The following is a 13,686-nucleotide window of genomic DNA, read 5'->3' on the forward strand; positions in this document are numbered from 1 at the left end:
CCGCCGGGGTGAACGCGTCCCCGGCGGAGGTGACGGCGCTGCACCGACGCGGCGCGGACCGGCTGTCCCGGGAGACCTGGTCACCGGCGGACCTGCCGCTGCTGGACGAGCTGACCCACCTGATCGACGGGCCGGGGCGGCGGTACGCCCACGTGGTGGTCGACGAGGCGCAGGACCTGTCCCCGATGCAGCTACGGGCGGTCGCCCGACGCAGCGCCACCGGGTCGCTGACGGTCGTCGGCGACCTCGCGCAGTCCACCGGCAGTTGGGCGCGCGACTCGTGGGACGAGGTCCTCGCCCACCTGCCGACCCGACACCCGGCCAGGATCACCCCGCTGCAGTACGGCTACCGCGTACCCCGCCAGGCGTACGCGACGGCGGCACCCCTGCTGGAGGTGGCCGCACCGGGGGTGGCCCCGCTGGAGGTGGTCCGGGACGGGCCGGCGGAGACCGGCGTGCACCGGGTCGGCCTGGCCGAGCTGGCCGGTCGGGCGGTCGCGGTGGCGCGGGAGCACGCCGACGCCGGCCGCTTCGTCGGCGTGGTCTGCCCACCCCGGCAACGGAGGCCGGTCGAGGCGGCGCTGGCCGCCAACGGCATCACCTGGAGTAGCGCCGACCGGGGTGAGCTGGGCGGCGCGGTCAACCTGATCAGCCCGCAGGAGGCCAAGGGCCTGGAGTTCGACGCGGTGGTGGTGGTCGAACCGGTGGAGATCGTGGCCAGCGACGAGCGTGGTCACCGGCTGCTCTACGTGGCGCTGACCCGCACCACCGGGCACCTCGACATCGTCTGCACCGGGGACCCGGTGCCGCTGGACGCGCCGACCCGCCCCCGGCCGCCGGTCGGCGGTGGGCCAGACCCGACGTTCACCCGGCGGGAGGCGCACCGGCTGGCCGAGCACCTCACCGGCCAGTTGCGCAGCGCCGCGCCACCTGAGTTCTGGGCCGAGGTGCTGGACGAGGTGCGGGCGAGCCTGTCGCCGGGCGGGTCCGTCAGCTCCGGGCCTGCGGCGGGCGACTGATAGCAGCCGAGTCGAGCCGGCGGCCCACCGTCCACTGCAGGATCTCGTGCTCGACGTCGGCCTTCTTGGCCTTGCTGGACACCGCGATGCCCAGCTCCTTGGCGAGCGCCCGCAGTTTCGGCACGCTGAGCTTCAGGTCGGCGAGGTAACGCGCGCCGGCCGCCCGGTCGCCGATCGTCACGAGGTCGGCGCGTACCCGCTCGGTGTCCACCCCGGCCGAGGCCGGTGCGGCGGCCGACCGGCGGGCGGGCCGGGCCTTGTCGACCACGGAGAGCTTCGCCGTGCCGTCGGCGAGCGCGGCGAGCTGGTCGGCGGGGAGCGTGCGGACGAACTCGGCCACCCGCAGCAGGACGGCGTGCGCGAGGTCGGCGGGGTCGGTCACCGGTCGTTCTCCTTCTACGGGCGGGTGCGGGCCAGGAACTCGCTGGCCAGCTGTTCGAGTTCGTACTGCACCCTGTCGTTGGCGTTCGGCACCAGCACGGCGGGTAGTCGCCGTTCACCCGCCGTGCCGAACAGGGTCTTGTTCTCCCGGATGGTCTGCCGGAAGCTCGGAACCTCAAGGCTGTCGGCGTGCGCCAGGTAGTTACGGGACGCGTTGATCGGCCCGTTCCCGGCGTACTGGATCATAGTGAACACCACACCCAGGTACTGCGGGTCGATCATCGGCCCGGGGGCGGCCACCCGGTTGAAGTCGCGAACCAGCTCGGACACCTTGCTCCGCAGGTAGTCGATGCCGAGCGTGGACAGGTAGTCGGGCCGCGCCGGGGTCAGAATGTGATCGCTGGCCACGATTCCGGTCCGGGTGACCATGGTGAAGTTCGGCGCGCAGTCGATCAGAACGTCGTCGTACCCGGCGAACTCCTCGGTGCCGAGCGCGTCGGCGAGCGACCGGTGCAACGGCAGGAAGTGCGGGCTGCCGTGCTGGAAACGCGATCCGCCGAGCGCCGCGGCGATGTCCAGGTCCACGTCGACCAGGCCCAGATGGGAGGCGACCAGGTCGAGCCGGCCACCCTCGGGCAGCAGCGCGTTCGCCGGTTCCGGGGTCAGCACGTACGGGTGCAGCGGATCTGTGGGCCCGTCGGCCAGCACCGACCCGTACCACTGCAGGATCGTCTTCTCGTACGCGAGGTTGCGCTCCCAGTCCTCCGCCGAGTAGAACGAGAAGGTGAGGCTGGCTTGCGGATCCAGGTCGATCAGCAGGACCCGGCGGCCCCGGGCAGCGAGCGCGGCACCGAGATTCGCGGTGATCGTGGTCTTACCGACCCCACCCTTGTAGTTGATCACGGACGTGATGCTCATGCCACTCCCCGCATCGAACCATGATCGCAGCAACCACCCACCCACCGCGAGCCTCGAACCGATGCCCGAGGGTGGTCGCGGGGTCGGACGGTTGGATGACAACCTAGACCGGCCCCGCCAGCACTCTGACACGGCCAGCCGGGTCCTCGTCACGCACCACTCTGACCTGCGCCGCCTCGACGATCAGGCTCACCCGCACCGTCGCCGCACCACCGGGAACGACCAGCCCACCACCCTCGTCACCGACCACCCCGCCTGCAGCTACCGCACCGTCGATGTCATCGAGTGCGGGAACAGGCGCGTCCGAAGTCTCCGGTGCGGCCACGCGCCTCGGGGTCTTTGTTGTGTCCGTGGATGACGAAGAGCCCGAGCTCGGCGTTCGTGGACTTGCCCAGCACCATCCGCAACGCGGTGCGGCAGGGCTCGAACGGCCACCGATGTTCACCACGTTCCAGCTTGCCGGCATAGCGGGCGTCGACAGTGACGCGGCGCCCCGCGTGCTCGTAGGCGTACGCGTTGACCGCCTCCGCCAACTCCTGCCGCGACATCGGCCGCCCCGAACCCGACGGAGACCGCCGCGCCAGCCGCGCCGCGCGCAGCAGGTCATTCGGCCCCGCCTGATAGGCCACGATGAAGATCCGTCTCCTGGTCTGTCCGCTGATGTCCACCTGGCCCTACGGGGAGGTCACTGTCCCCGCATCCTGACGATCGTCGGTTGACCACTCGCGACGATCATTCCGACACCGCTCACAGCCCCGTCTCGTCCGGTCGTGATGAAGGGCCGATGGTCGGCTGCTGAACGCTGGGATTCCGATGCGTCCAGCCGAGAAACCGGTCGAACACTCCACCACAACCGCCCGTGCTCCTCACATCGAACGCCCGAAGATCCTCGATTGCCTCGTGCAGACACGCAGACAGGTACAGCGACAGCCCGATCCGATTACCCTCGTACTCCACGACGAGCGAATCCCGTGCCGGACCACAGGGCCACGCAAGACCACAAGCCCGGCAGCGCCAGCACGGACGCGACGGCACATGCTCCACCCGACCACCGCCGTCGCCTGAACTCCCGTCAGACCCGGGTTCGCCGGCCCTCACCGGCCAACCCCCAGTCGGCTCCGATGCTCGAAGAATCGACGCCAGACATAGGTGAACAGCGGCGGATCCGCAGCCACCACCGTCACCGCGTACAACGAACGCGGCCATCCCTGCTGGCCCGATCTCGCGTTGCTGGAGATGTACACGGTCACGCCCGCTCCCCCACCCCGACCAGAGCCGGAAGACGGTGGGCCAACCACAGGCGGGATTGGCCCACCGTCCCCGGGCGGCGGACGGGGACCGACCGCCCATCACCCGTCCCCGCAGCACTGCTGGCGGTACGAGAACGGGGAGTCACCCACACGTTTGCCAAAGCGCCCGGCGGAAGCACATGCCCATACGCTGGATCGCATTCCGGCCTACCGCCGATTGGCACATCCACGTGAAACTCCCGCGCATTGAGACTGCTTCTGGCCGCCAAAGCGCCTGGTAAGCACGTTGACCACTCCAGATTGGCCTGAAGGACGAATCGGTGGAATGCCCCGCCGGTGCACTGACGGTGCACCTGCAGTCACCCCACACACCGCGACGATCGATCGACAGATGATGTCCGTTTCGAGGGGACCTGCGATGGCTCCGGTGACGACCTGGACCGGCCGGGAGGCAACAGCACTACGCCAGGCGTTACGGATGAGCGTCACCGCCTTCGCCGAGCACCTGGGCGCAGCACGACGGACGGTCGCCAAGTGGAGCAGTCAGGGCGGCAGCGTAGTTCCGCGAGCCGACATGCAGGCTGCGCTGGACACTGTGTTGACCCGAGCCACACCCGACGAACAGGGACGATTCAATGCCCTGAGAACGGCAGGAATCCCCGGTGCACCACAGAACATCACACCAGCGCTTTCCGCCACAGCCGCTGATACTGGAGCGGACCAACACGACGGCACGAGTGCGGACGGTGACGTGCGACGAAGAGATCTCCTGCGCGGCGCGGCGATCGGGGTAGCTGCGGTACCGAGCGCAGCGCCGTTACTCGACGCACTCGTGGCACCAGGCCATTCCCCGGCGACGCTGCCGTCCATCGAACAGTTCTCCCGCGACGTGGTCGCAGTCAAACGCGACTACCAGGCCTGCCGATACGAGCGCGTACTCGACCAGCTCACTCCGCTCCTGTCGGCCCTCGAACCCGTCCGCGCCGAGGCGGAGGTAGGGCGTCGGGCGCAGGTCGATGTCCTCGCAGCTGACCTGTACCACGTCGTCGGAAGTGTTCTTCTCAAAGTCGGCGACCACGGTATGGCTCTGGTCGCGGCCGAACGGAGCATCCGCGCCGCCGGGGCGAGCCAGGATCCGGTAGCGGTCGCTGCGAGCGCACGGATCATGACCCACGCCCTGATGAGCAACGGCCACAACGCCCAGGCGGTGACCCTTGCCGGCAACGCGGCTGACGTACTTGACCGGGGCACCCGCCTCGATTCGACCGACGCCGTCGCCGTCTACGGTGCCCTCATTCTCCGTGGTGCGGTCGCCGCAGCACGCAGGGACGACCGGGAGACCGCCCACTCCATGCTCGACGAGGCGACTCGCGCCGCAACCCGACTCGGTTACGACGGCAACGACCGGTGGACGGGCTTCGGCCTCACCAACGTGCTCCTGCACCAGGTCAACATCGCACTCACTCTCGGCGACGCCGGCACCGCAATAGCGATCGCCCGCACCGTGCCCCTCGACAAGGTGACGATCGGCGAGCGCAGAGCATCGCTGCACCTCGACGTCGCCCGCGCCTACACCCAGTGGGGTCGCCACGAGCACGGCCTGAACGCGCTGCGCGCCGCCTACGAGGTGGCACCCGAGGGGGTCCGCTGCCGCCCTGCGGTCCAACGCATCGCCAGCGACCTCGCCCACCATGCCAAGGGCTCTATCCGCACCGCCGTCCTCGACTTCGCCCAGACCGCCAGGATCCCTCTGTGACGAAAGGCCACCTGCAGATCGTCGTCTGTGGCGCCGGGCCCGCGTCCGACGTGGCCCAGCTCGTCCGGACCGCCCACGAACAGACCTGGACGGCAGCCGTCACCGCCACACCCAGTGCGCTGGCCTTCCTGGACGTGCCGGCGATCGAGGAGATGACCGGCAATCCCGTGCGGTCCGACTATCGCACGCGCACCGAGGCCCGCCGGTCACCAGCCGCACCAGACGCACTGGTCATCGCCCCCGCCACCTTCAACACCCTCAACAAGATCGCCCTCGGCATGGCCGACAACTACGCCACCACCTCGGTGGCCGAACTGATCGGCCGTCGGGTGCCCACCGTCATCGTGCCCTTCGTCAACGCCGCCCTCGCACGCCGACTCCCCTTCCGGCGAGCCGTGGAGAACCTTCGCGACGAAGGCGTACACATCCTTCTCGGCTCCGAACACGACTGGGAGCCACACCCACCTGGCAGCGGCACCGAGCGACGACACGTCTTCCCGTGGACAACCGCATTCGAAGTCGCGGCCCGGCACGCCACCTGACAGGTTCGACCGGCCACATACGGCATCGCCAGCAGACCACCCCGCCCAGAGCATGCGACAGTCGCGGACGTGACCTTCCGCTGGAGGCGCTGTCAGCCGCCATCTCGGCCCGGGCCCAGACCTGGGCGAGGCTGAGCATGAGTTGGCACGCGCGACCGATCAAGCCGAACCATGGCAAGCAGATCGTCAGCGGTGATTTCGAGTCCGAGTCTTGGCTTGCCGCGATCACGATCTGGAGCGGCGGAGAGGCCGAGTTGGAGGCAGCCCGCCTGGACGACGGTCGGATCGTCGCCAAGCACTACGACCTGAGCACTCTCGATGACCTCGACACGCTGCTCAACGAACTCGTCGCCCTTCTCACCGAAGACCGCATCCCCGAAGTGGCAATCGTCGTCGCGCACGAGCCCACCGCACCAGCCTGAAGCCACCGATCGAAAGCGCCCGACGGGCTTACCGGCATGGGCTCCTATCGTTCAGGCCGCGATGGTTCAATGATTCTCGGGCACTGGGCATCGTGGATCTTGCACCCCGCCCCCGGCCCGACCAGAGCCGACGCAGCAACGACCCACCGGTACGCACCCGTCCACCGACGCCCGGTCCGGTCCAACGGCTCCCGAGCACCCGCCGAGCCACCACCCCGTCGGCGGACACGAAGAAGGCCCCGACTGGCAGAGAACTACCAGGTCAGGGCCTTGCTCGTTGGTGCGCCGCCAGGGACTCGAACCCCGAACCCGCGGATTAAGAGTCCGCTGCTCTGCCAGTTGAGCTAGCGGCGCTCGGTGGCAACGGGGAGAACCTTAGCACGGCCTTTCGGAGGGGTTCCAATCCGATACCCCCTCCCCCCTTCGGTCGAGCTTAAGGGATAAAAGCGGTCAAATCTTCGACTCTGTCGGATCCAGGGGCCACGGTCTCGACGGCGTACGGCACGATGTGCGCCAGGAACGTGAGAACTGAGGTGGGAATGCACAGTTTCACGCGGGCCGGGTCGGTGGTGGCCGCGCTGGCCCTGACGGCGTCGGTCGCACTGGTGGGCTGCGGCAGCGGCGGGAACCAGGCTGATTTCGTGGCGGGAGCGACTCCGACGCCGGGTAGCTCGGTGGGGGGTGTCTCGGCGGGGCCGGGTGACTCGTCTGCGCTGCCGGACCTGGAGGTCACTCCGAAGGACGGGGCGAAGAACCGGCCGGTCAGCACGGAGATCGGGGCGAAGTTGCCCGACGGTGGCAAGGTGACCGAGGTCATCCTGACCACTGCCGACGGTGACGAGGTCGAGGGGTCGGTGCGGACCGACGGTTCGGCGTGGGTACCGAGCAAGCCGCTGAAGTATGGCAAGAGGTACACCGCGAAGGTCGTCGGCACCGGGGCGGACGGGCGGGCCCAGCAGGGTGAGACCTCGTTCACCACGATGGCCAAGCCCAAGTCGACGATCACCTCGGGGCTCTACCTCTTCGACGACAAGTCGTACGGGGTGGCCATGCCGGTGGTCGCCGAGTTCCATCCGGGGATCCCGGAGAAGGACCGGGCGGCGGTGCAGAAGCGGATGTTCGTCCAGACCGACCCGCCGCAGCCGGGTGCCTGGCACTGGGTGTCCAACGGCACGCAGGCGTACTACCGGGCTCCGGAGTACTGGCAGCCCGGGACGACGCTGGCGGTCCGGATCGCCCTGGAGGGCATTCCGCTGAGCAACGGCCGGCACGGCAACGTCGACCGTACGGCGACGGCGAAGATCGGCCGGTCCTTCGAGATGAAGGTCGACAACGCCACCAAGCAGATGACCGTGTACGAGGCCGGCAAGGTGATCAAGACCATGCCGGTGAGCCTGGGTAAGAAGAGCACCCCGTCGTCGAGCGGCACGATGGTGGTGATGGAGAAGAAGGCGGCCACCGTCTTCGACACCATGGAGGAACTCGGCCCGGAGGACGGATACGTCACCGACATCGAGTTCGCCCAGCGGATCACCTGGGGTGGGGAGTACATCCACGCCGCCCCGTGGTCGGTCCAGCACCAGGGTCAGCGCAACGTCTCCCACGGCTGCGTGAACGTGTCGACCGAGAACGCGAAGTGGTTGTTCGACCAGAGCCGGGTCGGTGACCCGATCACGATCAAGGGCACCGAGCGCAAGCTGGCCGCCGGTAACGGTTGGACAGCCTGGAACCTCGACTGGGCGGAGTTCGTCAAGGGCAGCGCCCTGCCGGTGCCCCAGGGTGGTGCGGAGGCGGCCCTCGCCCTCTGACCTCCGGATCGACTGACCCCCGTCGCGCGCGCAATCGCACGTCGGGGGTCAGCCACACGTCGGGGGTCAGCCACACGTCGGGGGTCGGTCTGCGGTGGGGCCGGCGTTCGACGGGGGTCGACACGTCCGTCGACCTCGATCGCAAAAGGTGGATCTTGCCGCCAATCGGTGATAATTGCCGGGATGTGCCGGACGGGTGCCGGAAACCGGACCTGGGTCCGGTACGTCGGAGAGACGACGGGCAGTCGCCGAACCACGACAGTGAGGGAATCATGCGAGTCAGCCAGAACGAGTCGATCCGGTCCGCCGGCCACCGACGCGGTGGGCGACGCCGCGTGTCCGCCACGGCGGTGCTGGCCGCGGTCCTGGCGTTCACAGTCGCCTGCACCTCCGGTGGCGGCGGTGTCACCACGAACGACGACGCCCCGGGTCTGCCGGGTGGGGTCGAGGACCCGCCGAGGGCGTCGGCGGTGATCACCGCGCCGGTGGCGGACGCGAAGGACGTGCCGGCCTCCACCGCGATCACCTTCACCACCGACCAGGCGACGGAGACGACAGTCGAGCTCACCGACGCCGCCGGCGAGGCCGTCGAGGGCAAGCTCGACGAGGAGGGTACGACCTGGTTGCCCACCGGTGCACTGGAGTACGGCGAGACGTACACAGCCACGGTGACCGCGACCGGTGACGACGGCCGGCCGTCGGAGACCACCAGCACCTTCACCACGATGGCCAAGCCCTCCAACCAGGTCCGGGTGACGAGTTACCTCGGCGACGACCAGGTGGTGGGGGTGGGGATGCCGTTGATCGTCAGGTTCGGTCGGGAGGTCCCGGAGAAGTACCGGGCCGACGTGCAGCGACGGATGACAGTCACCTCCGAGCCGGCGCAGGAGGGGGTCTGGCGGTGGTCCAGCCCGACCGAGGTCCGGTACCGGCCGAAGGAGTTCTGGCAGGCGGGCAGCACGGTGTCGTACCGGGTGCAGACCGGTGGGCTGCCGATGGGCGCGGGCTGGTTCGGCCGCAACGACCTCTCCGTGGACATCAAGGTCGGCCGTGAGCTGCTGATGTCGGTGGACAACAAGGCGAAGAAGATGACTGTGACCCGGGACGGGAAGGCGGTCAAGACCATCCCGGTGAGCCTGGGCAAGAAGAGCACCCCGTCGTCGAGCGGGACGATGCTGGTGATGGAGAAGCTGCGTAAGACGGTCTTCGACACCTTCGACGAGTTGGGTCCGGAGGACGGCTACCGGACGAAGATCGACTACGCCCAGCGGCTCACCTACGGCGGCGAGTTCATCCACGCCGCGCCCTGGTCGGAGGGGCAGCAGGGGCGGACCAACGTCTCGCACGGCTGCGTGAACGTGTCGATGGCCAACGGTGCCTGGCTGTTCGAGAACACCCGGGTCGGTGACCCGATCACCGTCAAGGGCACGGAGCGTCGGCTCCAGGTGGGCAACGGGTGGACGGACTGGGCGATGGACTGGGACGAGTACGTCAAGGGCAGCGCCCTGCCGTACGAGCCGGCCGCCGACAACTGACCCGCAGCCGCACTTGCCCCCACCGTGCCCCCGGCACACCCCACGGTGCCCATCGCCACCCCATCCGCTTCGCAGGTGCCCATCGCCACCCCATCCGCTTCGCAGGGTTGATCAAGGGATTTGCGTCAGATTCCACGCTGATCATGACGCAAATCCCTTGATCAACAGGTAACAGGAAGGCGGGGAAGGCGGGGAGGGCGCTACGACATCCCTGGAACGCGTCAGGCCCCCTCCCGGAGGAGGGGGCCTGACCTACGGTGGAGTCGGTCCACCAAACGGGTGACTGATGGGAATTGAACCCACGACAACCGGGACCACAACCCGGTGCTCTGCCAACTGAGCTACAGCCACCATGTCCGCCCATCGGGGCGGATCGCACTAATAATAGCCACACCCGACGGCTCGGCGTCCACCGGGTTCCCGCCTCGCCGACGACGGGTTCAACGCAGAGCCAGGACGAATTTCGGAGCAGGACCAGGACGGGTTCAGAGCGTGGCGGCGATCGACCGGGCGGTCTCCACGTCCGGGCCGGGCAGCGGCACGAAGACGGTACGCCGGTAGTACTCCAGTTCGCGGATGCTCTCCCGGATGTCGGCGAGCGCCCGGTGGGCCAGTCCCTTCTTGGGCTGGCCGAAGTACACCCGGGGGTACCAGCGACGGCACAGCTCCTTGATGGAGGAGACGTCGATCATGCGGTAGTGCAAATGGGCGTCGAGGCGGGTCATGTCCCGGGCGATGAATCCCCGGTCGGTGGCGATCGAGTTGCCGCACAGCGGTGCGCTGCGCGGATCCTTGACGTGCTGGGTGACGTAGTCGAGCACCATGTCCTCGGCCTCGGCGAGGGTGACGGTCGACCGCCGGACCTCCTCGGTCAGGCCGGACTTGCCGTGCATCGTCTGGACGATCTCCGGCATCGCCGCCAGTGCCTCGTCGTCGGCGTGGATCACCACGTCGACGCCCTCGCCGAGGACGTTGAGATCGGGGTCCGTGACGAGCGCCGCCACCTCGATCAGCTTGTCCCGACCGAGGTCGAGCCCGGTCATCTCACAGTCGATCCAGACGAGGAGGTCAGCCACCGCCACAGACTAGCCGCAGCCTGCCGGCCCGCGCCTACACACCTTGTTCGTCGTGGCCCGCTAGGGTTTGCCCGTGCCAGCCGAACCCGCCGCTCCCCCTGCCGTCAGGAACGAGGACAGTGGCAGCCGCCGGCTCCGTCGGATCGTCACGGTGCTCGCCCTGGCGGCCGTGGTGCCCGCCCTCTACCTGCCGGGACGGGTGCACGACTTCTTCGACCTGAAGATCTACATGCGGGCGATGGAGTGGTGGGCCTCCGGCCGCCCGCTGTACGACTACGTCCAGCCCGACCGGGTCCAGGGTGAGTTGTACTTCACCTACCCACCGTTCACCGCGTTGCTGTTGCGGCCCTTCGCGTTGCTTCCGCTCGGCGTGACCCAGGCGATCTTCACGGTGGCCACGGTCGTCGGGGTGGTGGTGACGACCCGGTGGCTGCTCCTGCCGCTGGTCGAGCGGCACGGCCTGCCCCGGGTGTTCACAGTGACGGTGGGGGTCCTGCTGGTGCTCTCCGTGGAGAGCACCCGGGAGACCATCACCTTCGGTCAGATCAACATGCTGCTTGTCGTGCTGATCCTGGCCGACCTGCTCTTCGCCGTACCCCGGGGGTCGAAGTGGGCCGGGGTGGGCGTGGGGCTGGCGACGGCGCTCAAGCTCTTCCCGGGGCTGTTCATCGTCTATCTGCTGGCGGCCCGCAGGTGGCGGGCGGCGGCTGTGGCCAGCGGTGCCGCCGCGGCGGCGACCCTGCTCGCGGCGGCGGTCGCGCCGGGGGACTCGTGGCGGTTCTGGACCCACGAGCTGTGGTCGACCGAGCGGGTCGGGCGCACCGACTACACCGGCAACCAGTCGCTGTTCGGGCTGCTCAGCCGGTTCACCGCCCCGGATCGCCCGAGTCAGGTCCTCTGGCTGGCGCTGGTTGCGGTGGTGGCCGGGTTCGGGTTGTGGCGGGCGGTCCGGGCGGCCCGCTCTGGTGACCACCTGACCGGCCTGACCCTGACCGGGCTGGTCGCCGCCCTGGTATCCCCGATCACCTGGACGCACCACATCTACTGGTTCGTGCCGGCGGTGGTGGTGCTGGTGGGGGCGGTGCTCGACGCGGACCGGGGGACGGCGGCGGGGCGTCGGCGACGTCGGTGGTACCTCGCGCTGACCGTCGGCACCTGGCTGTTGATCACATACGGCGTGGTGACGTTCCAGGACTGGGGGGTCTCTCCGGTACGGACCGACTCCCCCGCCGACTTCCTGGTCCGGAACATGTACGTCCTGCTCAGCGTGGTCCTGGTGGCGGCTCTGCCGATCCGGGGGACACCTCGAACGGCGTCCCCGAGAACACCTCGAACGGCAGATGAATCGGACAGAAGTCCCGAGTAACCCTCTTTTCCGCTAATCTGACGCAAGAGCGCACAAGTAGCCCGTCCTCTCCCCGGACGGGACGCTCCCGGACGGCACCGATCCCCCGGTGCAGATGGCCCTCCGTGTCGGCAGCACGGAGGGCCATCGTCGTGGTGGCGGATGCCCGGGCAAACCGGCCACAGGCCGGGCACCAGCGCCGACCACGAGCCAGGGCCGACCAGGGACCAGGGTCGACCGGGGCAGCAGCGCCGTGCACGAGCCAGGGCCGACCGGGGACCAGGGCCGACCGGGGAGCCAGGGCCGACCGGGGACCAGGGCCGACCGGGGAGCCAGGGCCGACCGGGGGTCGGGGTCGGTTCAGCGCTCGGGCGGGGCGGCGGGACGCAGCCGACTCGGCACTGTGAGCGGTCGGGGGGTGGCCTGCGGCCCGGTCGGGGGCCAGGTCAGCGCGGTCGGCCCGGGGCCGGTCGGCCGGGGTCGGGGTGGTCCACCGAGGTCGCCGCCCGGAGACCCCGGTTCGGAGCCGAAGAGCGGGCGGGCGCCGACCCCGACCGGCTCCCGCTCGTCGGGTCGGGTCGGCCGCGCGCCGAGACCGCTGAGCGAGGTGACCCCGAGGCGACCGGCGAGCACCGGCACCTGGTCGGGCTCGACGACGAACACCACCTCCCGAGGGCGGGCGCGGCGCAGCAGCACCGCCAGGCCGGCAGCGGCGAGCAGGGTCCCGCCCGCGAGCAGCCCTGCGGTCAGGGCGGGCAGCCAGCCGAGGGTCCACCGGCCCCGTAGGTCCAGGGCCAGGCCAGGCCGTCCGTCGGTCCGCATCACCACCAGACCGAGCCGCTGTCCGGTCAGGTCCTGCGGTCGCCATTCCAGGGTGCCGACGCCCTGGCGGACCCAGGGGACCTGCCGGGGGGAGACCACCGGCCCGGCGGTGCGCGGCGACGCGGCGGCGGGGTCGAGGCGTACCGGCAGGGGTCCTCGGGACAGGGCGACCCGCCGCACCGTGGCGTGCGGGACCCCGGCCGCCCACCGGCGGATCTCCTCGGTCGGGGCGAGGCCCACGAAGGCGGGGGTGCCGCCGGTGTCGGCGTCCAGGCGGATCCGGCCGCCGCCGGTCCGGGCGAACGGTAGGTCGGCGTCGACCAGTTCGGTCAGGTCCTCGACGACGACGGCGTGCCCGGTGGTACGGACCGGCTCGAAGCGGGTGGTGAAGGCCGTGCCGTCGTCGGCGTGCCGGGCGACGAGGCCCAGCAGGCCCCCGGCGGTGACCGTCAGCACCCCGACGAGCAGCAACAGCAACCCGGCGATCGACCGCGCGAACCGCATCCGTCTTCCCCTCCTCGGCCCGGTACCCGGCCGACCTTACCCAGGCAAAGGAGACATTCAGCGGATATCGCCGCGAAGCATCGGGGAAAGGGCGTCGGCCCGCCGGGAACACCCGACGGGCCGACGATCGCTGTCGGTCAGCTCTTCGGCTCGGTCGGTGCCGCCGCGACCGCCGGGGTCTCCCGACGGGTACGGACGAACGCCAGCCCGCCCAGCACCAGCCCGGCCAGCCCGGCGACCAGTCCGGCCACCCCGAGCCCGGTCGACGCCCCGGAGCCCTCCCCGGCGTCCTCCCCCGCCGCGGCGGC

The 13,686-nt window shown here is 69.8% G+C and carries 13 protein-coding genes and 2 tRNA genes; 7 read left to right on the top strand and 8 right to left on the bottom strand.

What is annotated here, in order from left to right; genetic code table 11:
• On the top strand, nt 1-1,019 hold a 1,019-nt coding region (locus tag ABT336_RS24060; protein WP_350899315.1), incomplete at its 5' end, for an ATP-binding domain-containing protein.
• Here ABT336_RS24060 and ABT336_RS24065 read toward each other — a convergent pair.
• The 4 genes from ABT336_RS24065 to amcA all read right to left on the bottom strand — a co-directional run bounded on the left by ABT336_RS24065 (nt 991) and on the right by amcA (nt 3,568).
• Nucleotides 991-1,401, bottom strand: a complete 411-nt coding sequence (locus ABT336_RS24065) for a Rho termination factor N-terminal domain-containing protein (protein ID WP_350899317.1) — start codon at nt 1,399-1,401, stop codon at nt 991-993. The two genes, ABT336_RS24060 and ABT336_RS24065, sit on opposite strands and share 29 nt — an antisense overlap.
• A 14-nt stretch (nt 1,402-1,415) precedes the next feature.
• Nucleotides 1,416-2,318 (bottom strand): ParA family protein, encoded by a 903-nt coding sequence (locus ABT336_RS24070; protein ID WP_350899319.1) that lies wholly within the window; start codon nt 2,316-2,318, stop codon nt 1,416-1,418.
• A gap of 278 nt (nt 2,319-2,596) precedes the next feature.
• On the bottom strand, nt 2,597-2,986 hold the full coding sequence (locus ABT336_RS24075) for a hypothetical protein (RefSeq protein ID WP_350899321.1): 390 nt from the start codon (nt 2,984-2,986) through the stop codon (nt 2,597-2,599).
• Between the two features lie 426 nt (nt 2,987-3,412).
• Complete coding sequence (gene amcA / locus ABT336_RS24080) at nt 3,413-3,568, bottom strand: multiple cyclophane-containing RiPP AmcA (RefSeq protein WP_350899323.1); 156 nt, start codon at nt 3,566-3,568, stop codon at nt 3,413-3,415.
• 418 nt (nt 3,569-3,986) lie between these two features.
• On the opposite strand from amcA, the gene ABT336_RS24085 reads away from it, so the two are divergent.
• The 3 genes from ABT336_RS24085 to ABT336_RS24095 all read left to right on the top strand — a co-directional run bounded on the left by ABT336_RS24085 (nt 3,987) and on the right by ABT336_RS24095 (nt 6,288).
• The gene (locus tag ABT336_RS24085; protein ID WP_350899325.1) at nt 3,987-5,324 is read left to right on the top strand and encodes a hypothetical protein; all 1,338 of its coding nucleotides are present in this window, start codon (nt 3,987-3,989) and stop codon (nt 5,322-5,324) included.
• Nucleotides 5,321-5,866 carry a flavoprotein gene (locus ABT336_RS24090; protein WP_350899327.1) on the top strand — a complete coding sequence of 182 codons (546 nt, stop codon included), beginning with the start codon at nt 5,321-5,323 and terminating at the stop codon, nt 5,864-5,866. The genes ABT336_RS24085 and ABT336_RS24090 overlap by 4 nt, the downstream gene beginning before the upstream one ends.
• Nucleotides 5,867-6,003: 137 nt before the next feature.
• Nucleotides 6,004-6,288 (top strand): immunity protein TriTu family protein, encoded by a 285-nt coding sequence (locus ABT336_RS24095; RefSeq protein WP_350899329.1) that lies wholly within the window; start codon nt 6,004-6,006, stop codon nt 6,286-6,288.
• Between the two features lie 278 nt (nt 6,289-6,566).
• On the opposite strand, the gene ABT336_RS24100 is transcribed toward ABT336_RS24095, so the two are convergent.
• Nucleotides 6,567-6,642: transfer RNA gene (locus ABT336_RS24100), tRNA-Lys, on the bottom strand.
• A 185-nt stretch (nt 6,643-6,827) separates the two neighbouring features.
• Here ABT336_RS24100 and ABT336_RS24105 point away from each other — a divergent pair.
• Nucleotides 6,828-8,096 (top strand): L,D-transpeptidase, encoded by a 1,269-nt coding sequence (locus ABT336_RS24105; protein WP_350899331.1) that lies wholly within the window; start codon nt 6,828-6,830, stop codon nt 8,094-8,096.
• 272 nt (nt 8,097-8,368) lie between these two features.
• The gene (locus ABT336_RS24110) at nt 8,369-9,631 is read left to right on the top strand and encodes a L,D-transpeptidase (RefSeq protein WP_350899332.1); all 1,263 of its coding nucleotides are present in this window, start codon (nt 8,369-8,371) and stop codon (nt 9,629-9,631) included.
• 278 nt (nt 9,632-9,909) lie between these two features.
• On the opposite strand, the gene ABT336_RS24115 is transcribed toward ABT336_RS24110, so the two are convergent.
• Nucleotides 9,910-9,982 (bottom strand) — tRNA-His (locus ABT336_RS24115).
• Nucleotides 9,983-10,116: 134 nt separating this feature from the next.
• A complete protein-coding gene (orn, locus tag ABT336_RS24120; RefSeq protein WP_350899334.1) occupies nt 10,117-10,713 on the bottom strand; it encodes an oligoribonuclease in 597 nt (198 codons plus the stop codon).
• A 67-nt stretch (nt 10,714-10,780) separates the two neighbouring features.
• Here orn and ABT336_RS24125 point away from each other — a divergent pair, with 67 nt between their 5' ends.
• On the top strand, nt 10,781-12,073 hold the full coding sequence (locus tag ABT336_RS24125) for a glycosyltransferase family 87 protein (RefSeq protein ID WP_350899336.1): 1,293 nt from the start codon (nt 10,781-10,783) through the stop codon (nt 12,071-12,073).
• 339 nt (nt 12,074-12,412) lie between these two features.
• Here ABT336_RS24125 and ABT336_RS24130 read toward each other — a convergent pair whose 3' ends face one another.
• The gene (locus ABT336_RS24130; protein WP_350899338.1) at nt 12,413-13,378 is read right to left on the bottom strand and encodes a hypothetical protein; all 966 of its coding nucleotides are present in this window, start codon (nt 13,376-13,378) and stop codon (nt 12,413-12,415) included.
• Nucleotides 13,379-13,686 lie beyond the last annotated feature (308 nt).

The organism is Micromonospora sp. NPDC000207 (genome assembly GCF_040300925.1).
Classification (GTDB): Bacteria; Actinomycetota; Actinomycetes; order Mycobacteriales; family Micromonosporaceae; genus Micromonospora.